9 protein-coding genes and 2 pseudogenes are annotated in these 22,333 nt (G+C 57.4%); 3 read left to right on the forward strand and 8 right to left on the reverse strand.

The annotated features are described in order from the left end of the window. Positions 1-69 precede the first annotated feature (69 nt). Positions 70-3,897, reverse strand: a complete 3,828-nt coding sequence (locus LR961_RS02730) for a transporter substrate-binding domain-containing protein (RefSeq protein ID WP_232146889.1) — start codon at positions 3,895-3,897, stop codon at positions 70-72. 98 nt (positions 3,898-3,995) lie between these two features. Between LR961_RS02730 and LR961_RS02735 the strand changes: the two genes are divergently transcribed. Continuing rightward, the gene (locus LR961_RS02735) at positions 3,996-4,613 is read left to right on the forward strand and encodes a response regulator transcription factor (RefSeq protein ID WP_232146890.1); all 618 of its coding nucleotides are present in this window, start codon (positions 3,996-3,998) and stop codon (positions 4,611-4,613) included. 581 nt (positions 4,614-5,194) lie between these two features. Here LR961_RS02735 and LR961_RS02740 read toward each other — a convergent pair. The 5 genes from LR961_RS02740 to LR961_RS02760 all read right to left on the reverse strand — a co-directional run bounded on the left by LR961_RS02740 (position 5,195) and on the right by LR961_RS02760 (position 15,020). Further along, the gene (locus LR961_RS02740) at positions 5,195-6,745 is read right to left on the reverse strand and encodes a bifunctional diguanylate cyclase/phosphodiesterase (RefSeq protein WP_332311009.1); all 1,551 of its coding nucleotides are present in this window, start codon (positions 6,743-6,745) and stop codon (positions 5,195-5,197) included. Further along, entirely contained in the window at positions 6,746-7,075 is a 330-nt protein-coding gene (locus tag LR961_RS02745; protein ID WP_232146891.1) for a hypothetical protein, read from the reverse strand. 346 nt (positions 7,076-7,421) lie between these two features. Continuing rightward, positions 7,422-8,255 carry an OmpA family protein gene (locus tag LR961_RS02750; protein ID WP_232146892.1) on the reverse strand — a complete coding sequence of 278 codons (834 nt, stop codon included), beginning with the start codon at positions 8,253-8,255 and terminating at the stop codon, positions 7,422-7,424. A gap of 94 nt (positions 8,256-8,349) precedes the next feature. Next, the gene (locus LR961_RS02755; protein WP_232146893.1) at positions 8,350-14,373 is read right to left on the reverse strand and encodes an ESPR-type extended signal peptide-containing protein; all 6,024 of its coding nucleotides are present in this window, start codon (positions 14,371-14,373) and stop codon (positions 8,350-8,352) included. A gap of 53 nt (positions 14,374-14,426) precedes the next feature. Further along, the gene (locus LR961_RS02760; RefSeq protein WP_232146894.1) at positions 14,427-15,020 is read right to left on the reverse strand and encodes a hypothetical protein; all 594 of its coding nucleotides are present in this window, start codon (positions 15,018-15,020) and stop codon (positions 14,427-14,429) included. A 599-nt stretch (positions 15,021-15,619) separates the two neighbouring features. On the opposite strand from LR961_RS02760, the pseudogene LR961_RS02765 reads away from it, so the two are divergent. Next, positions 15,620-16,723: pseudogene (locus LR961_RS02765) on the forward strand (IS3 family transposase). A 111-nt stretch (positions 16,724-16,834) separates the two neighbouring features. Here the strand turns inward: LR961_RS02765 and LR961_RS02770 are convergent. Further along, entirely contained in the window at positions 16,835-19,753 is a 2,919-nt protein-coding gene (locus LR961_RS02770) for a TonB-dependent receptor (RefSeq protein ID WP_232146895.1), read from the reverse strand. A 391-nt stretch (positions 19,754-20,144) separates the two neighbouring features. On the opposite strand from LR961_RS02770, the pseudogene LR961_RS02775 reads away from it, so the two are divergent. Beyond that, positions 20,145-21,217 (forward strand): annotated as a pseudogene (locus tag LR961_RS02775) (IS3 family transposase). Between the two features lie 858 nt (positions 21,218-22,075). On the opposite strand, the gene LR961_RS02780 reads toward LR961_RS02775, so the two are convergent. After that, positions 22,076-22,213: a hypothetical protein gene (locus LR961_RS02780; protein ID WP_232146896.1), complete on the reverse strand. Its 138-nt coding sequence runs from the start codon at positions 22,211-22,213 to the stop codon at positions 22,076-22,078. Positions 22,214-22,333 lie beyond the last annotated feature (120 nt).

Raw genomic sequence — 22,333 nt, forward strand, 5'->3', positions numbered from 1 at the left:
CGCGTCCAATGACATCCGCACGGCACGAATCACTTAACGCCTAACGGCAATTTGACATCAGCAAGTACGCTACCTAGCCTCCATCCTACGTACGACGTTGATCGCAACTTCAATGCAATCCATCAGAGACTCAAACGATGCTCGTTGTGCACTTAGATCTCCGCCGGCTATCGCTTGCGTCAACTCCTTTGCGGAAGAGGCCAGTTCGTGGAATCCGAACATGCCCAGTGCCCCCGCCATTCGATGCAAACTACGGGAAGCGGCCTCCCAGTCGCCCATACTGTGAGCTTGACGCAGTTCATTAAGATCCAGAGTTGTCGCATCAACAAAATCGGTTGCCACGAGATTTACGATAGCTGGCGAACCGAAGCGCTTAACCAATCTTTCAAAGTCAATGCAAGTTTCACCTCCGCCCAAGACATGGGGTTGGGGTAGTTGACTGCTTTGAGGGAGCCATCTCTGAATGATCAGTTGAAGATCCTCGATGGAAATTGGTTTCCGCATGTAGTCGTCTATACCAGCTGCCCGGCATTTAGCTTCGTCCTCAGCTTCCACGCCAGCAGTCATTGCAATGATCGGAATATGACGCGCACCGCCCGAAGCCAACTCCTGTTGGCGTACCGCACGTGCCAGACCATACCCGTCCAGACCGGGCATCTGGATGTCCGTGATCAGCAGGTCAAATTCATCTCGGTCGAGTTGGGTGATTGCCGACCGTCCATCGATCGCCAGCGCGCACCCATACCCTAATTCGGCCAGTTGGCTCTCAAGCAGAATTCGATTTACGGAGTGATCCTCGGCCACGAGGATGCGGGCCTGATACCAAACGCGCTCGCGCCGAGCGGGCATCTCAAAAGAGGTGGGTGCTTCCTTGAATACAGACAAGCACGCGTTTCGAACAGCGGTATATAGGATCGGGTTGATGCTAATCTGATCCGCTTGGACCCTTAGCGGAGAGATGTCGGCGACTTCCACGGTGCGTGCCCTGAACGCTGACATGGCGCGAGCGTGATCGGTAATGATCAGATCAGCAGTCTCGGCAGTGGCGGCCATTGTCATTCCGAGGGTGCGAAGGATCTCAGTCAACGACTCACTCACTGAAGAATGCTGGCACGAAACGTAGGCTGCACGATCGGTGAGATCCTCATCGAAAGTTGATCGTTCAAGCACGACGGCCGCCATAGCAAGGCAAAGCGTCGTCCCCTCTCCTACACGGCTGGAGAGCTTCAGGCAACCGCCCATCTGTTCTGCAAGCCGATGCGAGATCGTCAGGCCGAGCCCTGTGCCGCCATGCCGACGCGCAGTAGAGCTGTCGGCCTGGGTGAATGGTTGGAACAAGTGTCCCTGGACTTCGGTCGGGATGCCGATGCCGGTATCAGTAACCGAAAGCGACCATGCTTGTGTTCGTTCAAGGTCGGCATCGACCCGCAATGCAACCCGAATGCTGCCGCGCTCTGTGAACTTAATGGCATTGCTGAGCAAGTTCAGTAGTATCTGCCGCAATCGCGGTCCATCGCCTGCGATCTTGCCGGCGAGCGTCGTGTCGATGGTGCAGGAGAGTGCCAATCCCTTGTTTCGTGCCAAATCGGCGACAAGACTCATTGCACCACAGATCACAGTGCGCAGGTCGATCTCTGTATTCTCGATGCGGAGTTCGCCGGCCTCCATCCGCGAAAAATCGAGGACGTCATCCAAGATGACGCGCAGTGCCTCGGCGGACTCTTTCACCAGTGAGATCATGCGCTCCTGATAGGGGTTCAGGGGCGTACGGCTGACCAACTCAAGCAGTCCACAGATGCCGTTCATCGGTGTTCGGATTTCATGACTCATGACGGCCAAGAAGTCCGCTTTGGCTTTTGCCGCGATCTCTGCACGCTCCTTGGCGATCGATAGTGCCGAAGACCGCTCATGGTCCTCCGTGACGTCTGCCCAATAGCCACTCCAATGTACCGAACCACCATCCACTGCGCGTGGCACCGCATTGACGTGCAGCCAGCGTGGAGGGGCATCTATTGTCTGGAGATCCATCTCAACCGGTGTCAGGTCCTTAAAAGAGCGCTCCCATTCCGTTGATAGCAACACCCGATCATCATCTGCTAGCAGCGCATAAATTGCTTCTGGATCTTCCGACAAGCGCGCTGCGTTAGTGCCGAATAGTCGCTGCGTGCTTCCGGCGAGGTATGGCATGGTTACCTCGCCGGACTCACCTTGAGACATTTTGAAAACGACAACGGGCAGGTTGCGCGTCAGATCACCCAGCAATCGATCAGTAAGCCGGCGACGCTTGATTTCACGCCGCGTACGCCAATATGCGAACCCCAGCAATCCTATGATCAAGGCAGCACCAAAAATGCCAAACCAGACCGTGCGCCATCTTGCACCGTAGTGCAGGTCCACCTCGAGCCAGCCTGCACGGATGGATTGTTTTTCGCGTTCACTCATTCTTGCGAGAAGGCGATTAATGATCGGTACGAGAGCCTGGTGCCGCTCGTTGACTGCGAATGCTAGCTCGTCATCAAAGCCAGCAGGAGCGGCAATTCGTAGACCGGGAAACACTCCGCCACGTATAGCCTTGTCGGCCGAAACAATATCGCCAACGTATGCAAACGCACGGCCATTTGCCACTCTTGCTAACCCGTCGCTATGGCGGCTTACCAGCTCCACATCGGCCATGGGGGCAAGCTCGCGCAAGCGTTGCGCACGCCGTTCGCCAACCACCACCACAGATCGGCCATTCAAGTCCGCCACATCGCTTACAGGAGTGGCGCCACCCCGTGTAACCACCACATTGGCGAGCCTCAAGAACGGGTCAGTTAGGACCCAGCCTTTGCTCAAACGAGCGCTGGTTGAGGTCGGCGCGATATCAACCTCGTGCTTTCTGAGTAGGACCAAAAGATTGTCGCGGCGGGCGGCTTCACGCTCTTGGAAGCGCAGACCAAGTTGCGATTGCAGAATACCGACATAGTCTCCCACTATGCCGCTGATTGCACCTGAGCGGTCGGCAAAGCTGATCGGCTCCCAGCTCCCGTCGTAACCCAAGCGCAATGGGGACAGCTGCGCCAACCATGATCGCTCCACTGTTGTCAGTGGCATTTCATCCGCATGACTGGCCCAAGGCACACTCTGGTCGAGCCACTTGCCATCAATGGCGCTGCGGGCATCTTCCCCGAGCATGAGCAATGCCTTGTCCAGCGCGCTCACGAGGGGTTTACGATCGTCCGGGACTGCGAAGCGCAAGGATTCCGTGGGTAGGTCGATCGGCCCAAGGATCGAGAGCCTCCGCCGGGCTGGCTCCGAAAGGTGCCTAACCAACACAAAGGGATTACCGACGTACACATTCGCGTGTCCAGTCCGTACGGCATCCAATGCTGCATCCGTGTTCTCATAGACCACTAGCTCGGCAAAGGGATACCGGCCGCGAATCGCCGGGCCGGTTGCAAAATCACGCTCGACAGCAACGCGCAACCCAGCAAGACTCTTGCTAGGCCCCGCCTCAACATTCCCGGCTTGCCCGACCAGCACAGGCGTGATATTGGCGTATGGTGTCGTAAAGGCTAGGCAGGCTGTTCTCTCCGAAACGATGGCCACGTTCATCAAAACGTCCACCTGCCCATTGCAGGCTGCTTCCAATGCTTGGCTCCAGGAAGCAAAGGTCCGCACAGATAAGCGGACATTCAGACGGTCGGCCATTTGATGAAGATAGGCCGGTGCTAACCCCTCCAGGCGACCGTCACGCATTTGCTCAAAGGGCGGCCAGCCGCCCTCGTAGGTCCCGACGACGATTTGAGGATGAGCCGTCAGCCAGGCCTGTTCCGATGGAGTTAGCGCCGGCGATTGAGCGCGCGCCAACTGCATGGCTACCGATAGCAACCCCGCAATCACGACGATCGGCAACATTAATCGTAAAGACATAGTCTGATCATGAAGTTGTTTTTTAGGCGTATGCTTGGAGGCAAGTATAGGCTTGCTATCCGGTCGGAACTATGCAGCTACGTGTGTTTCTCGCAGACGATCACCCCATTGTGCTGCGGGGTGCACGGGCAATCCTTGAGGCCAATGATATTCGCGTGGTTGGTGAGGCGCGCTCAACCGATGAGTTGTTAAGCGGCCTGAAAACGACAGCATGTGATGTTGCTGTGACGGATTTTGTCATGCCAGGAGGCCTAGTTGCAGATGGCACAGCGCTGATTCAGCAAGTGCGGCAGGAACACCCGTTATTGCCCTTAGTTGTGATGACCATGATCGGAAACATTGGCATTCTGGATTCATTACTGCGTGCCGGACTATTAGGTTTGATCGAGAAAACTGAAGACATGGATGTGTTGCCCATCGCTGTTCGATCAGCAGCCAGTCGACGGGTCTTTGTATCTCCCGGCTTGCGTAGCCAGCTCAGTAGTTACCGTAGCGGGTTAAGCCGTGAAGGTCGGCTATCACCTCGCGAGATCGAAGTTGTGCGAATGCTGGCGGCGGGGCAATCGGTCAGCAGCATAGCCGAGCGATTGGGTCGAAGTGTCAAAACTATAAGTCGGCAAAAGATGGATGCCATGCGTAAGCTTGGCTTGGAGAACGATGCCCAGCTTTATGCCTATGCGCGCGATCACCGATTGATTTGAATGCAGCGGCAGGCGAGGGATCGGTGGTCGATGCGAATCCTCTGGCAGAGCACCAAGCTCCAATTCACATGGCGCGCTATAGAGTCAAGAGAGTCAGATGCACAGTTCGCGTTTGTAATACCCAATCGGAACGCAACGACTTTAAGTCGAAGCGTGATTGACAGATTGGTTATAAATTGCGCATTACTCTTTGAACTTCAGTAAGCGGCACCTGGGCTCGTCGAGCCTGTGCCGGCGATACTCTGGGTCGCCTTAACGCATAGCTATGCTCTTTCGATATCATCTGCCCCTGGACGGACTCCGGTTCCTTCATGCCGATTTTCTAGTGATTGGGCTCCGCTCCAATACGATTGAACGGATCAGGAAACGTAGCCACATGGAATAAAAGCCGGATCACGACGTGCCTTGCGGGCGTCTCGCGCCAGGTTTACTCGCTGGCGGCCGGCACGTTGAGGGTTGGGGAAATCCCGTCAACGCAAAGAGGTAAATACCGCTGCTCAGATCGACGCAAATCTCATGCAAGCGCGGATATTCTCATCGAATCCAATACACTCAGTTCACTGCACTTTGTGCTCGAGTTTTCAACTTTCGTACTGCGCTCTCTTCCGTTCATGCAGCTTAGCTATCAACACTGGAACATCAGATGATGGGATTGGCTGGCTGATCAAAAAGCCCTGGATCATGTCGCATCCCATCTCGGCCAGCAGCGCCTGTTGATCTCTCGACTCAACGCCTTCGGCCACCACTTCCAACCCCAATGCCTTTGCCAGCCCGATGATCGCCCTGACTATCGCTTCGCTCTCCACGGATTCGGTCACGCGACTAACGAAGCTGCGATCCACCTTGAGCTCCCGTACGGGAAATCTCGCTAGGTGTGACAAGCTGGAATGACCTACTCCAAAGTCGTCCATCGAGATGCGCACACCGTCAGTCGACAGCTTGCGCAGCGTCATCAAGCTCAACTCCACGTTCCGCATTGCACCCGATTCGGTGATCTCTATGCACAAGTCTTCCGGGTCGAGTTCATTGCGTTTCAGGGTGTCAACAACGTCTGCGTAGAAAGTTGTCGAGTTTATCTGGAACACGGAGGCATTGATCGATACATGCCAATCAACCATTTGGTCTTCATGCCACTCGTGCATCTGCCGGCACGCCTCTTCCAATACCCAGCGACCGATGTCCGTGATCATCCCGGTCTTCTCTGCGAGGGGGATGAAGTGATCCGGCGAGACCTGGCCGTGTTCGGGATGAGTCCACCGCAGTAGCGCCTCCATGCCAACCACCAACCCACTACTGAAATCCAACTTAGGCTGGTACAGCAGAAAGAACTCGCCTGCTCGCAGTGCACGACGCAGATCTCCCACCATCAGCTCAACCTCCGAAGGGCTGCTCCCCATCGTTAAGTCAAACACGGCGTAACGGTTTCGCCCCAGTTCTTTGGCTTCGGTCAACGCAGCGGTTGCCCGGGCCAACAGTCGGCTGGACTGGCCATCCACGGCTGCCTCCATGGCGACGCCGATGCTGACCGTGACATCGATCTCTTTGCTATCAACAACAAAGGGTTGCTGCATCTCATGTAGCAGGCGTTTGGCGATAGTCGCGGCCTGTCCGAATTCCTCGATCTCGGCTAGGACCGCAAATTCGTCCCCCCCAAGGCGCACCACCAGGTTGCCAGCCCGTACGCCGGAACGAATGCGCATAGCAACTGCCTTCAGTAGCTCGTCTCCGAAGACGTGGCCGTGGAGCTGGTTGATGTTGCCGAAACCATCCACGCCGATAACCAGTACAGCCATTAGTTGTCCTGGCTTGCGCGGCTCACGCAGTTTCTGCTCTAGCCGCGAGCATCGTGGCAGCATGGTCAAACGATCGTTCACCGCCGTCCGTGAAGAAGAGTCTACCGGCGTAGAGTGTTCCGATGTCATCCTGATACCCTCCTTCCTTGAGCGAACCCAGCCCAATCGGGACGCGGAATGCGTTGCGACTGTTTTGATAACAGCTTGAGCCACGGCATTAACGTGAACATCGGCCAACCGACCACCGCGCAAAGGGCAAGAGCTGAGGAGCGGTGGTAGGCCAGAGATCGATCCCATACTCGGTAGCCACGCAGTTCCTGAAAATCCGACTATCTGCATTCACACGCAAAAGCTGAATCGGCGTGCACCTTGATCGACGATCAGTAAAGTGCTACGGCTGTGATCACCATCCTCAAACTCCCACCTGTAGACGGGGAAAAAATAGCCCTCAAATCGCGCCTCTGGTTCACCGCAAAGATTGATGAGCTGCGCAACTGTCACGTCCAGCGATACCATCTGTCCCTCCGCGGCTCCGAACCTTCTTGCAATCGTCTCGACGATATCAATATCCGTTGGAGATACCTCGGACTTTTGCCGGACCAGCTCATCGCTAAAATCAACCAACGTCAGTCGTGTATCTTGGTCCTCAAATTCATTGCCACAAACCATGCACTCGAGTTGTTTGACTCGAGCCGTTGAGAATCCGCGACTCTTTGACAGGCCGAAACAAATTGGACAATTGATGCACACGACAGTGTCTTTATCAGGGACGCCCCATGGTGGACCCGATTTCGGCGCGTTGGAATAAGACTATTCTGAGCATCTTCCTATCTATCTTAAGGGCCGTCGCCACGAATCATTGTTCCCCACGGACGTCAATCGAACGATTGAAGTATAGGCAAGCGGTAGCCACCCGAAGGCGGCCAATGATGGAAATTCAGAACATGGAATCAATTCCAATGTTCTTGATTGCCTCGGCTGAGGCATTAGGAAAGTTCTTCAGTTTACCCAGTCCTCAGAGAGAAGATCCCGTCACCATGATCTCCACACGGCGATTGGGCGCCAAACACCGGATCAGTTCGCTTCTTGGGAGGTTCCCGCAGTGCTTTACCGGCTCACTTTCGCCACGACCTTCGATGCTAGTCATTTCCACATCAACGCCGCGCCCAACCAAATAGTCACGGATGCTCCTGGCCCGGCGTTCTGACAGAACACGGTTGTCCGCCTCGGTTCCGAGCCGATCGGTATGGCCAATGATCTTTAAGGAAGAAGCGCCAGACTCCAGAACATTCTTCGCCAGTAATTGAAGCTCCTCCTGCCCTCGTGAGGCGATCTCTGAAGATATCCAGCTGCCGAGCGGAAACAGCAAATCATCTGACAGGACGTACTTCCTATCGTCCGGTACCCTTGTGACGGACGTCTCTCGCTGTACGCTTGCCGGCTCCAAGTTCAATAGGTCCATGCACGCCGATTCATCCCAGTGCAACGACTGTGCGAGGTACTCCCCGTCCTTTCTCTCGTAACGCACCTGATACTGGCAGGTGATGTATCCCTCGCCAACACCAGTCCTGAAATTGAAAACGTAGTTCCACTCCCTCGAACCGAACACTCCTTCCGTGAAGTGCGGATTTCCCAACAGAAGCCGTACCTGGTCCTTGCCGAGCCCCGGTCTCATCTGACGCAGATTCCCGACGCTGACGAAATCGCCTTCTGACAGATAGGAATGCGACTTGTCAGGAAACGAAACATCACCGATGGACCCGGAAACCTTCACTGGCAGCGCCGCGTTCACAGGTGACGCGCATGCAATGACAACGACAAACGCGACAAGCATGTTTCTTTTGATCATTTGAGTCAGTTCCTATGCAATTCATCTGCCGTGAAGTCGCCGCGCCTACGCTGCTGACGCGGTGCTTCACTCGGGCTACGCACACTTGCGTCGGTCAGTCGCCAAGCACTCCACTGACACCTACATACGCGCCACTGCCGTCGCGGTTCTGGGTGAAGCCACCCTCCAAGCTCCAGCGCCCATTGTCCGCTGTACGACGCAGACTCAAGCCCACGGCGCCTTGATCGCGGTAAGCAGCAACGCCCGCGTAGTAGGTGGTTTTTCCCGGCACCCACGGCGCCTGCTTCACTGCCAATGCGCTGGCCACTGCTGCGTTCATATCGCGCCGCAGGTCGTTGTTGGACGTCCAAACGTCGTTCTGGATCTTCTCGATGCGGTCGTCCGTATAGCTGTTGGATTCGCTGATCGCATGGCGCACGCCGGCATTAAGCTGGCTGACATTGATGGCATCCGTATCTGCGATGCCCGGTGCCACGCCGGTGATCGTACGGCCACCAATATTCACTTCACCGGACGAGTTGCTGCTACCAACGTAGGCGGCGTTGTAGCCGGTCTGCGCACCAATCGCGGTCGCTGAGCCCTGTCCCAATGCCACGCTGTTGTCATGGCTAGCCTTAGCATTCTGGCCCAATGCGACGCTGCTGCTGCCGCTAGCTATGGCCTGGTTGCCTACGGCAAGACTGTTGTCACCACTGGCGACAGCCCCGTTGCCACCAGCCGCCGCGTTGGCACCGACAGGCGTCGGCGCAACATAGGCCTCGCCCTGCGTTATCTGGAACGGGCCGCTACCACCGTTCTCGATGTCGGTTACGCGGTTGTCGAACTCGTTGACCGTTACTGTCAGACCCTCGACATCACCCTCGACGGTGGTGACACGATCGCCGAGATCATTGATGTCGCCCTGGATGTCAGTGATGTCACCGCGGATATCAATGATGTCGCCTTCGACCGTGGTGACGCGGTTATCTATCCCATCGATTCGGGTATTGACCTCTCCAATCTGATTGTTGGTGTACTCGTTCGATATATTGATTGCGTGAGCCACGCCGGCCTGCAGCTGACTAACGTTGACTGCATCAGTCTGCGCTGAGCCCGCGGCGACGCCGGTAACTTGGCGGCCACCGATGTTCATCTCACCGGTAGAGCTGCTGTTGCCAACGTAGGCTCCTTCATAGCTCGCCTGGGCACCTACCGTAGTTACCGAGCCAGCGCCCAGCGCGATGCTGTTGGCGTGGTTTGTCACCGCGCCATATCCAATAGCCAGGCTATTGAGCCAGAGCGCCCGCGCACCAGAACCAAAGGCGAGACTCCCGGTACCGGCCGACACCGCACCGTAGCCGATAGCGACCGCTTCATCGCCCGCTGCCTTAGCCTCCTTACCCGCAGCAATGGCGTCGGAGCCTGTGGCGCCGTCGTTGCTGTAATTGCCGCCTTGCACGCCGTTGTCGTTCACGCTGTAGTAATGCGTCTTGGCTGCGTCCAACTGGTCCACGTTCACCGCGTCACCACCATCCACGCCAGCCGCCACGTTCTTGATACGGGTGCCGCCGATCTTGGTGGTGCTGTTATAGGTGTCGCCACCCAGAGTGATGGTGTTGTAGTTGACCGTCCCGTCGCCGTTGAGGTCGTACTTCACAGAGCCATGATCCAGTGTGTCGATCTCACCACTCAAGGTATCGATCGCCGAGTTGGTGGCGAACAACTGCGAACCATTGATCGCGTCAGTGCTGTCCGCGTTCAGACGGCCGGCGGCGACGTTGGTGATGGTCCGTTCGTTACCTACCGAGCCTACGCTGACGGTGCTGGTCGGGTTGGTGCCAGCGAAGCCGTAAGCAGTACCGGCAATGGTTGCACCAGCAGTACCTACCGCCACATCGGTCACCGAGCCTGCGCCCAGTGCCACGTCATTGGCGTTGACGGCTTGTGCTTCACGGCCCAGCGCCAAGCTGCTTTCACCGATGGAGGTGGCGTTGTAGCCTACCGCCGTGCTGCCCTGGCCTTCGGCCGAGGAGTCGCTCTGCACCAGGCCAGCTTCGTTGGTCCGCGCATAACGAATGCCCACGCCATGGGTGTCGGTGTAGGTGACACTAGTATCGCCAGCGATGTTGGTGATGGTGTCGCCCAGGTTCGTGACGTTTTCATTCGTCTCGTGCAGCTGCGAACCATTGATCACATCCGTAGAGGTGTCAGTGATCGCGCCCGCCGCGACGTTGGTCAGCACTTGAGCGGCACCCGGCGCGTTGGCATCGCCACCGGCCGCAATCAACGACAGTTGATCAGTGCCAGTGCGCTGCACCGGGCCGATCGTACCGTCGTTGAGGTTGTTGGTGATGTTGGTGATATCGGTGCTGTTCTGTTCAACCACCGAGTTGGTAACGAACAGTTGCGAACCATTGATCGCATCGGTGCTGTCCGCGTTCAGACGGCCGGCGGCGACGTTGGTGATGGTCCTTTCATTACCTACCGAGCCTACGCTGACGGTGCTGGTCGGGTTGGTGCCAGCGAAGCCGTAAGCAGTACCGGCAATGGTTGCACCAGCAGTACCTACCGCCACATCGGTCACCGAGCCTGCGCCCAGTGCCACGTCATTGGCGTTGACGGCTTGTGCTTCACGGCCCAGCGCCAAACTGCTCTCACCGATGGAGGTGGCGTTGTAGCCCACCGCCGTGCTGCCTTGTCCTCCGGCTGAGGAGTCGCTCTGGGCCAGGCCAGATTCGTTGGTCCGCGCATAGCGAATGCCTACGCCATGGGCGTCGGTGTAGGTGAGACTGGTGGCGCCAGCGATGTTGGTGATGGTGTCGCCCAGGTTCGTGACGTTTTCATTCGTCTCGTTGAGCTGCGACATGTTCACCGCATCGCTGTCGGCTACGCCGTTGGCCACGTTCGTAATCGTGGTGCCCCCGTTGTGCGTGACGCTGTCATAGGTGTCGCCCTGCAGGGTCACGCTGTTGTGGGTGCTGTCGTCGTACATCACCGCGTTGGCGGTGGCCATGCTCAACTGCGCCACGTTGACCGCATCGGTGCCAGCAAAACCTGCAGCGACGCCGGTGATCTGGCGGGTCTTGCCAGTAGCAGCATCGCCTACGCTGACGGCGCCCAGAGTGCTTTTCCAGGTGGCACTGGTATTGGTGGATGCCAGCTTCGTCAAGGGGTCGTACCCCGCAGCGCCGGCAGCGGTACTGGCCACCGAGCTTGCGCCAAGGGCAATACCGTTGGCGACGGAAACCGTCGCTACGCTACCCAGGGCGATCGAGTTGACCGCTCCGGCGGAAACCGTCGCCGCATTTCCGATAGCAATGGCGCTGGTGGATCCGGTGTCAGCCTTCGCAGTGTTACCAATTGCGATTGAGTTGGTCGCCGAAGTTGTGGCCTGGTAACCGATCGCCGCCGAGTTGTCGCCGTTGGCTTTGGACGCGTTTCCGACTGCCACCGCACTGCCTCCGGACGCGGTGGCATTCGCGCCCAGTGCGGCGCTGTAGGAGCCACTGGCAGAGGCAGTGTGCCCCAATGCTGAAGCCGCAGGCCCACTCGCCTTGGCATTGTTCCCCAGTGCAGTCGTGTTATTGCTCGTTGCTGCGGCGGATGTCCCGATGGCCAACGCATGGTCGCTGGAAGCGGTCGCATTCAGACCAATGGCGATCATGTCACTATGGGCTGGATTGGCACTCGACGCCGTTGCGTTATGACCCACTGCAATGGTATCGAGGTTGGTGGCCTTCGCCACATTCCCTACGGCAATGCCACTTTGACCAGCGGCGGCTGCGCCTATACCAGCCGCCAGAGCGTTGATGCCGGTCGCACCGTCGTTGTCGAAGTTGCTTCTAGCTATGCCACCGTCGTTCACGCTGTAGTAGTGGGTCGTTGAAGCTGTCACTGCTTTCTTCAACTGAGCCACGTTCACGGCGTCAGTATCCAGCGCGCCTGCGGCCAGGTTCGTGATCTGGCGGGTCTTGAAGTTGAGGGCTTCGCCGACGCTGACAGCGCCGGACGTGCTCCTCCACGTCGAAGTGGCGTTGGTCGATGCGGCCTTGGTAACAGCGTCATAACCCGCCACGCCTGCCGCAATGTCAGCCACCGAGGACTTGCCCAGCGCAACGCCCTCCGTCACCGATACTTTAGTATTGCTGCCCAGTGCCACGGAGTAGTCTCCCAAGGCCCTGGCGTCGTAACCATAGGCGGCAGAACTCTGGCCGGTGGCCTTGGACAAGTATCCAGAGGTCAACGATGCTTTCTGCGCTAGAGAGGAGACGCCCACCGCCACCGAGAAATCGTCTGCGGCATCGGCCCCTGCGCCCAGTGCCGTTGAGTTCAGCGTCCTGGCTTTGGCGTTGTAACCCATGGCGGTAGCACTGCCGCCAGTGGCCTTGGCTCCATCGCCTATGGCAATGTTTCCCGCACCGGTGCCCAATGCTGCAGCCTGGTAGCCAATAGCGACGCCGTAGATGCTATCAACCTGCGATGAGCTGCCGATAGCCACTGCATGGCCTATCGATGCAGTCGCGGCATCACCGATGGCAATGGAGCGATCGCCAGATGCAGAGCCACGCACGGCAATGGACATACCCCCACTGGCCTTCGCCCCGTACCCAAGGGCCGTGGCGGAAGTCCCGCTGGCAGAGGCATTGAAGCCAGCGGCAAGTGCATTAGTGCCCGTGGCGCCGTCGTTGTTGTAGTTACCTCCGACTATGCCGTTGTCGTTCACGCTGTAATAGTGCGTAGCCGAGCCGGACACAACGTTCTTCAGTTGGGCTACGTTGACCGCATCAGTGTCGGCGAAACCGGCAGCCACGCTGGTGATCTGGCGGGTCTTGCCATTGGCTTCGTCGCCAACGCTGAGCGCTCCCAGGGTGCTTGTCCAAGTTGCGGAGGTGCTGGCCGAGGCCGCCTTGATCGCTGGGTCGTAGCCAGCCACGCCAGGATTCGTTTTGGCTACTGAAAAGCTGCCTAGCGCCACGCTGTCGTCCAAGAGAGCGCTTGCGCCAGCGCCATAGGCACCACCCACTGCCACCGCGCCATACCCGAGAGCCTGGCTGTAGCTGCCCACGGAGACGGAATAGTAGCCTGTTGCGGAAACGTTGTAGCCCATTGCAGTGGCGCCAATCATCGTCGCATTGGCCAGATGACCCACTGCAACAGCACTCTCTCCAGCACTGCTCCCTGAACCAACCGCTGTTCCGTCATAATCCGCGTTGGTGGCAAAACCCAACGCCGTGGCTCCTTGGAAGCGAGCAGCGGCATTGCGCCCCAGCGCCGTACTGAAATGACCGCTAGCAACGGCTTTATCACCCATTGCAACGGAGGCGGTTCCATGCGCCTCAGCGGCACTACCAATGGCGATCGAATCGTTTGAGGTGACACTGGTCTCGTGGCCTATCGCAATCGAACTCGTTCCGTCGACTGAGGCGGAATCACCAATGGAAATGGCGCTATCACCTTCGGAATATGCCGCAACGCCCACTGCGATGGTGGATTCGCCAACAGCCATCGCCTGCTCACCCAGCGCGACGCTATGATCCCCAGTGGCATTTGCCGCCGAACCAATCGCAATGCCGCTCATGCCGCTGGCGAGCGTTGATTCGCCGAGCGACAAGCTTTTGTCCCCAGTCGCGGCCGCATCTGCGCCCAAAGCCGCTGAACTCTCACCTGAGGCGGTAGAATTGACACCTAAGGAAGTTGCCCAGTTGCCACTTGCATCTGCATTCTCACCGAGCGCTGTCGATTGGATGCCTAATGCCTTAGCCTCTGCGCCAATGGCTACCGCACCACCACTACCACCCCCGGCGCTTGCTTGGGGACCTCCTGCCTGGGCTGCGTAACCGATGGCAACGTTGGGTATCTGAAAGGCAGCTGCAGGCTGCAATCCAGCGACAGTTCCTCCGTCGCCGATTGCAATATTACGAGCATCGCCAGAATCACTAGCGCCCGCAGCAACATACGCCGACGCCGACCCAGCCAAACAGGCTATAGTCAATGCAACACCGGAGGTCGCACCAATGCGGGCAACTGAACGGCGGCCTCCACCTTTTCGCTTGCCTTTCCCTCTGGCAGAAGCGAATTCACTTGCGGCCACCCAAGTGCCGAGCGCTGCATTCCAGACCGAACAGAAGATTTTGTTCACAAGCTCTCCTTCCCTGAACGCTGAGGTCCCGGGAATTACTGATATCAGGTTGATTAGCGAGAAACGGCTAGCGCAGTGATCGCGCTTCGTAAGAGCGGTCGCTCGATCGACTCGCTGGCATGTGGTAACTCGCGCTGATATAGACTCAGCGCGGCTGATTCATCTTGACGAACGTACTGCAGATAACCGCCGGCGAAGAAGGCAGCCTCGGCTCGCGCATCACGACGCTGCGGCTCCTGGACAGCCACTCTGTCGATAGCTGCAAATACAGCATCTATCGTACCTTGACCACCATAGAGCTCCACCAAGGCTTGATGATAAGTGCCTTGCTTCCCGATCATTGCTGCATGTTCAAGCAGCATCTTGTGCAATTCTTCCGATTTTCCCGAATGAGTGCGAGCTGCAAGCCATAGCTGCCATAGCTGTGCATAGCTCGAATCCCGGACATCTTCACTATTTGCAATACGGGAGAAAGCAACTTTTGCTTCGCTGAAGCGCCCCAGCGCGACAAGATTGACGGCCGATGGCACGGCTGCTCGGTTCTTGAGCTCGGTCCCATCCAAAGCGTCGAACAATACCCGCGCTTGAGCATGGAGGCTTTCAGCATCAAGCGCGATCGCCGAGCTATAGGTTGCTACCGGATTCACACGCGCTTGCGCACTTGGGTGATTAATAGCGGAAGCCCCCTGTGCGGCAACGCAATCTCTCGATACACCTGCAATTAGTGCGACCAGTAGTGCAGCGCTGTGGACACCGAAACGGGTGCGACACAACAAGCCACGCTTTTGATTTGGGAAGGAACACGAAAGTCCTTTTCCAAGTCCCGAAGCCTGCCTTAGCATCTCGATAGATAGAATGGGCACATTGAATCTAGTAGACATACTGCTGACCACTACTGCCTATTGTTTAGGTAGGTGTGAGGATGCAGCACCTCTCAGAGTGGGTCTATACGACTAATCTGAGGACCGGCGCAGTATTTCAATGCTTCTAGAAGAGTGGCCGATGTCAGAAGCTAAGCCTTCTGATGTGCCTTCCTAGGGAGTTGCCATTGGAGAACTCGTTCTACTGACGGGCAGATCATTGCCGTGATCCAGCAAGCAGGTACCGAGACACTCACTCCAGAGTTGTTCGATGAGAAGAGCATCAGTTCGAGTAACCTCTGCACATGCCCAAGTGGGCGATGCCCCCCGCTTTTGAATCGCAGGCCGATTTTTGAGTCCAATCCCCAACGAGACGAAGATTGGACGTGAAGTAACGCTTTTCCGAAGAGCAGATCATCGGCTTCCTGCGTGAGGCCGAGGCCGGAAAACTGGTCAAGGAACAGTGCCGAGGGCATGGTTTCAGCGAGGCATCGTATGACCTATGGCGCAGCAGATTCGGTGGGATGACCGTGCCAGATGCAAAGCGGTTGAAGGATCTTGAGGCGAAGAACGCTCGGCTTAAGAAGCTACTGGCCGAACAGATGTTCGAGAATGACGTGATCAACGACGCCCCGCGAAGAAAATGGTGATCGCACCGGCACATAGAGTGCTGGTGCGACACTTGGTAGAGCGGGGGCTGAGCGAGCGCCGGGCGTTGGCGGTGGTGCGGATGAGCGCCAGCGCTTTGCGTTACACGCCCCATCCTGACCGCAGTGTCGAGCTGCGCGAGCGCATCCAGGCTCCGGCGCAGCGGCACAAGTGCTACGGCGTGGGGATGATCCATTTGAACTTCAGCAGGAGCAGTGGCCGGGGAACTACAAGCGTGTAGAGCAGTTGTACCAAGAAGCCCAACTGCAAGTGCGGCGACGCAAGCGCAAAATGGTCGCCGTGGGCGAGCGGCAGCCGTTGCCGCGACCTGAGATGGCCAACTAGGTCTGGTCCATGGACTTCAATTCGACCGCACCGCCGAGGGCCGGGTGATCAAGGCACTGACAATCGTTGACGATGCCACGCACGAAGCGGTGGCAATCGAGGTGGAACGAGCGATCCCCGACCATCGAGAGACGCGGGTACTGGAATATTTGGCGCAAACGCGTGGCTTGCCGCAGGTGATCCGGACGGACAACGGGAAGGAGTTCTGTGGCAAGGCGAGGGTGACATGGGCACACGAACGCGGTGTGCAACTTCAGTTGATCCAGCCGGGCAAACCAAACCAGAGTGCTTACATCGAGAGCTTCAATGGGTGCCTACGCGATGAATGCCTCAACGAGTACTGGTTCCCGACACCACTGCACGCCCGTATCGAGATCGAAATGTGGCGGAGGGAATACAACGAGGAGCCGCCGAAGGAATTGCTAGGCGGACCGACGCCAGCCGCTTATGCAGAACAACTGGCTGCAAAAGCCGCTAGGATTAACCCCGGACTCTAAAGAGTCCCGCTACTGAAAGCGGGGGATGTCGGTCCGACGTCCAAGCCTGACAAGAAGTCCACGGCCCGTAAGGGCCGTGGTTCCTGCTGCATCGGCGGGGGAAGCTGCCGATCAGAAGCGCTGCTGGTACTTCATGTAGACAAAGCGGCCGATGTCGTAGCCGCCGTAGTACGAGAAGGCGGAGTTCGGCTTGCTGTACATGACAGGGCCGTACTTGTCGAACACATTATTGGCACCGATGGCCACGGTGGCATGCCACGGCAGTGTGTAACGGACTTGAACATCGTGGAAGGTGACAGAGCCACGCTCATTGTAGTTGCGCGTTCCCTTATACCATGGGGCATAAACACCCGGATCGGAGCACTCGGCCGGGTACAGGCTGATACTGGCGCATTGTTCCTTGACCCCGGAGTAGTAGCGCGCGGTCCAACTGATGCCGAGGTTTTCCAGCTCCCAACCCAACGCTAGATTAGAGCGAATACGGAAGCCGCTTCCGATGCCATTGGTTGGAGTCGGAACCACTTTAGTGTCGTTGGTCGAACGGTAGATATTCTTGCTGACGTAGGTGGTGGCCCAACCAGCGTTGAACTTACCGTAGTCGGTATCCAAGCGGTAGCTCAGATCCATATCGTAGCCCTCGGTCTCCATGAAGCCGGCATTACGGTTGCCGAACAGGAGGGTGCTGACAATGCCGGTGGTCGGATCGCGAGTCAGGCGACTGCAACGTGGGGTAATCCCTTGCTCGTAGCAATCTATCAGGATCTGGTTGGGGCTGTCGGCAACGATGGTGTTATCGATGCGGATATTCCACCAGTCCAGCGAGACATTGAAGTTGCTGATGAAACTGGGGCTCCAAACCACGCCAAGCGTCTTGCTGGTGGAGGTTTCAGGGGTCAGTGTCGGATTGGAGCCAGAGGCGAACGGAACTGGTGTGGCGTCGGTGGCGGTGGTCACCGGCGTCATGCCCTGCTTGAGCTGCCGGAAAGTGTCTGCATTGGCGATGTCACGCGCACAGCGAGTACGGACTTCAGCGCTGCTTTTGGAGGCGCCAAATACGGTGTCGCAAGGATCGCTAAACTGTGCAAACGTTTCCGAGCCACCGCCGTACAGATCGTTGATGGTCGGGGCGCGGAAGCCTTCTGCCCAAGTGCCGCGGACCAGCAGCTGCCCCAGCGGCTTCCACTTGAAGCCGAACTTGCTGTTAAGCGTGTCACCGAACGTATCGTAGTCGGAATAACGCGTAGCCGCGTTGAAGCTCAGCTCCTTGGCACCGGGCAGATCGGCCAGCACCGGAACGTTGACTTCTAGGTAGGCCTCGTTGACCTGATAATCACCGCCGGTGGGGCCTGCGGCCAGGTTGGTGGTGGCACCGGTCTGGGCCAGTGGATCGGGGATGTACTCACCCGCTTCCTTGCGGCTTTCCACGCCAAAGGCGAAACCTAGGTCGCCAGCCGGCAGGGTGACGATGCTGCCGGCAATGTTGGCGAAGAAGTTCTTGCTAGTGGTCTTGCCCTTGGTGTATTCGGCCGGAAACAACCAATCCAACAATGTACTGTTGCCTGTCAAGCCGTTTGGACCGACTGTGCCGTAGGGCACCAGCGGATTCCACGGGGTGCAGTTGATGGCCGGTACGCCGGGCTTGCCGCATTCCACCTTGCCGGTGCTGGCGTTGTAGTAGGACGGCCCGACCGCTGCGGCGACACGCCCCTTATGCAGGTTGCCGACGGCAACCGAATCGAGCTCGTTGCGATTGTACTGGTAGCCAACTTCCCAGTCGAAATAGCGGTCACCGATATCGAACGAACCGTCGAACGATGCTACTGCACGGTAGGTTTTCAGCTCGCTTGTGGTGACACGCGGCACCTCCCATGTCCGGCGATTCCAAGCTACGGCCGTCGGAGTGGCATATCCGTGCTGGGTACCGAACGGGTTGAAGTAGCTGTCGATCGACATCGGACCGACCCCGGCGGCGCTGGACTGCAGTGGATAGCCGGCGATCTGGCGGGTTGAGGTGCGCTCATTGTAGCCAAACTCGGTCCGGAAGTTGATGCTCTCGGTGATCCTGAAGCGGCCGTCAAAGTACACAGCGTCGCGCTTGATTGGATACATCACGTGCATCTGGTCATTCGCATTACTGACGTCGCCGATGAACGGTGTGGTGTCGGTCTTGTGGTAGTTGGAGGGGCTCGTTGGATCGGTACCGCGATTGAGTGAATACCCACATCCACTGCTGGCGTTGGTGCAACCGGGGCCACCCTTCAGGCCGGTGATCTGACCCCACTGGCTGACCGTGGTCCAGTTAGTGGTGTCATTGGGATGACGGTCCGTCAGACCATACTTGCTGAACCAGCGATCCTTAGCCCATACCTCATCCTCTTCAGAATGCTCGCCCGAAAGCGTCAAGGAAATGCGGTCGGTACTCCAGCCGGAAACGACGTCAAAACGGGTGCGCTGACCGTCGCCACTGCCGTACTGTCCCATGTAAGCATTGATCGTGGTGCCGCTGACGTTGGACCGGGTGATGATGTTGACCACACCAGCCATGGCATCGGAACCGTAAATGGCCGACGCGCCGTCCTTCAGCACTTCGATGCGCTCAACCGACGAAACTGGCAGCGAGGACACATCCTGGTAACCGGATGTGCTGATGCCCAGGCGCTTACCATTGATCAGCACCAACGTACGCTGGGTGCCTAGGTTGCGCATGTCGATATACGTGCCCCCCGCATTCTCGCCGGCCGTCAGCGCGTTGGCGCGGCTGATTGTGGGGCTGCCCATGGCGGTGACGTTCTGCAGGATATCGGCGACGGAGCTGAAACCTTGTTGTTCGATATCAGTGCGGCTGATAGCAAACACGGGTTGAGCGGTTTCGACATCCACCTGGCGAATACGCGACCCTGTGATTTCGATGCGATCAAGGGTGGTGGGAATGCTGTCCTGTGCAAAGGCTGGAGTGGCAGCGGTTATGGTTACACTCGAAATCAGGGCATGACGAACGGCCAGCCCGAGCAGGTTGGAACGTGGATGCATTTTGGCTCTCTCTCTTGAGGTCAAAAAAAGGGAGAGCCCGCTAGAAGCCGCAGTAGGTCTCTCCCTAAAATGCCACCCAAAGTGAACTGGATTTCTGGGGGTACAACAGCTGCCAGTTAAAGTTGGTGGAACGATCTTCACTCAGAATTCCAAGAAAATTGATTGCACAAACAACTGGCTTTCCGAGTAGCACGTCGTCTGGCTACGCTTTGAGGCAGGAGCTTGTGTGCCCAAGTCTTTTGGAATTCTTGTGATGCTAAAGCAAGATCACTTGCCCTACTTTGAGATTATTCTCATGAAATGTGGGGTGGATCCCCCGACAATTAGCTAACCTCATAAGTGGAATCTTCTCGTACCCTGAGGTGAGGAGATTCCATGAAAATAGTCCCGCTTGATCGATAGCAAGATCATTGCCGTGCTTACGCAGGCCCAGACGAGCACCCACGTTCCGGAGCTATGCCGCGAGCACGGCATCAGCTCGGCCACGTTCTACAACTGGCGCAGCAGGTTCGGCGGCATGGATGCGTCGCTGATGTCCCAGCCCAAAGAGTTGCAGGATGAGAACCGGCGGCTGAAGAACATGTACATCGACGCCCAGAACAGCGCAGAACTGCTGAAGGAGGCGATGTCAGAATAATGGCGAGGCCATCTCAACGCCGTGAGATCGCCCGATGGGTGGTGGACAGTGGGCGATCGAGCACATCCGCCACGCTTGCTGGACGTTTGCGGTGAGCGAGACATGCTATCGGTACTAGGCCAATGTCTGTAGGAGAACGCTCGGATCGCCGACTGGGTAGTACGGCTGACCACCGTCCATCGCGACTGGAGCTTCGGCCAGTGCTACCTGTACCTGCGCAGCGTGAAATGCCTGTGCTGGAACCACAAGCGGGTGTATCGGATTTACCGCCAGTTCGAGTTGAACCTGCGGATCAAGCCGAAGAAGCGTCTGATGCGGGCGTAGCCCGAGCCGTTGGCGGTACTGGAAGCGATCAACCAGGTGTGGTCGATGGACGTCATGCACGACCAACTGGCAGACGGTCGCAGTTCCGGCTGTTCAACGCGCTAGATGACTTCAATCGCGAAGGCCTGGGAATCGAAGTCAACCTGTCGCTGCCATCGGCACGGGTGATCCGCTCGCTGGAACAGATCATCGAACGGCGGGGGAAACTCGGTGAAATTCGCTGCGACAACGGCTCTGAATACGTCAATGGCACACTGCTAGCCTAGGCCCAGCAACAGGGTGTCCGGATTGAGGACATCCAACCGGGAAAGCTGCAACAGAACGCTATCGTTGAACGTTACAACCGCACAGCCCGTTACGCTTGGCTGGCGCGAACCCTGTTCAACACTATCGAACAGGTTCAGGAAAGGGCCACGCGCTGAGTGTGGATATACAACCATGAGCGCCAGAACATGGCCCTCGACGGTATCACGCCCATGCAGAAACTGACACTGCCCGCTTAAATCCACTTCCGGAGTCTGCTAGAAGTGGGGGATTACCGGTATGCGCCGGCATTCGTGAGATGTGCGTAAAGCTTGAATGTCAAGTTCTGACCGGAAGCGGGATGCAAGTGGACGAGTGGGTTAGGGGCCTATATCGGGTGGAGAAGAGCGAGTTTCGACCGGAATCGTGCCTTCGAAGAGTGTCCATTTCTTCGAAAGAAGGTGACGTCTCGAATTGGTTACGTGAACTTGATTCACGATTCGGTAGAAATTCTGTCTCACCGACCAGTACTTTTTCGGTCGCGCCATCTCCGAGACTGCGGGACGGTAGGGCTGCTGCCGCAGCTGCCACTGGTTGGTAGCGGCGACTCAAGCAGATGAAGAGCGAGGCGATGCCTCGTCCAACATGCATACGGTACCGAGTGGAAAGTGCGCCGCCGGGGCAGCATCCACCTGTTCCACATTGTGGATCTGAGTGGGAAATCAGCATGCAAGGCCTCTGCGTTACGGCGAGTTTCATGGAGCGCGAAGAGCATCTTCGACATGAATGAGCTGGAGATTGGCTAATCGGGGGGCGTTTCTCTAGGCGCCGATGATACTCATCCCATCCGACGTAGTTTCATCCCACTGAATCACGCTTGGTAGAGCAGACGCTGAAGGCACCTATGCTCCCAACATGGCATACATAGATTTAAGGTTAGACACGCTGAGCACGCAACATGCTGCTGGACTCTAGCCGTCAGGCTGGATGAAGGGCTGACGCTGCGCTGGATCGCGCTTCGACAGATCGCCTTCCAATGCATTTGCGCGACTGCAGTCCAAAGAGGCAAGCGGCAGCATTTGATCTTCCGGTAGGTGACGCGTCGCCATGCTCCAGCGTCAGAAGTCATCAACTGCAATCAACGACCCAGGCACCTGCAGGGCTGCCGTGTCGCGCTCTGAATGCATCCTCCTAACTGACAAATAAGACATGAAGACCAACAGCGCATTGCCTGCAGAAACTTCTTCGCTCTTCATTCGTCTCTGCAACAGGCGACAGGGCCTGGGTCGGCTTACGTCGTTAGGATTCCCTGCGACCCTCATTGCAATTTCATCGCTACCGCAAACGGCTCTCGCCCAGGCGATTTCCGTGACCAA

It is taken from the genome of Stenotrophomonas sp. SY1 (genome assembly GCF_021202945.1).
GTDB lineage: Bacteria > Pseudomonadota > Gammaproteobacteria > Xanthomonadales > Xanthomonadaceae > Stenotrophomonas.

Excerpts from the sequence above, each read along its gene's own strand:
- LR961_RS02730 (WP_232146889.1), bottom strand. The coding sequence starts at position 3,897 with ATGTTGCCGATCGTCGTGATTGCGGGGTTGCTATCGGTAGCCATGCAG.
- LR961_RS02740 (WP_332311009.1), bottom strand. The coding sequence starts at position 6,745 with ATGCAGATAGTCGGATTTTCAGGAACTGCGTGGCTACCGAGTATGGGA.
- LR961_RS02745 (WP_232146891.1), bottom strand. The coding sequence starts at position 7,075 with ATGGTTTGTGGCAATGAATTTGAGGACCAAGATACACGACTGACGTTG.
- LR961_RS02750 (WP_232146892.1), bottom strand. The coding sequence starts at position 8,255 with ATGATCAAAAGAAACATGCTTGTCGCGTTTGTCGTTGTCATTGCATGC.
- LR961_RS02770 (WP_232146895.1), bottom strand. The coding sequence starts at position 19,753 with ATGCATCCACGTTCCAACCTGCTCGGGCTGGCCGTTCGTCATGCCCTG.
- LR961_RS02780 (WP_232146896.1), bottom strand. The coding sequence starts at position 22,213 with ATGAAGAGCGAAGAAGTTTCTGCAGGCAATGCGCTGTTGGTCTTCATG.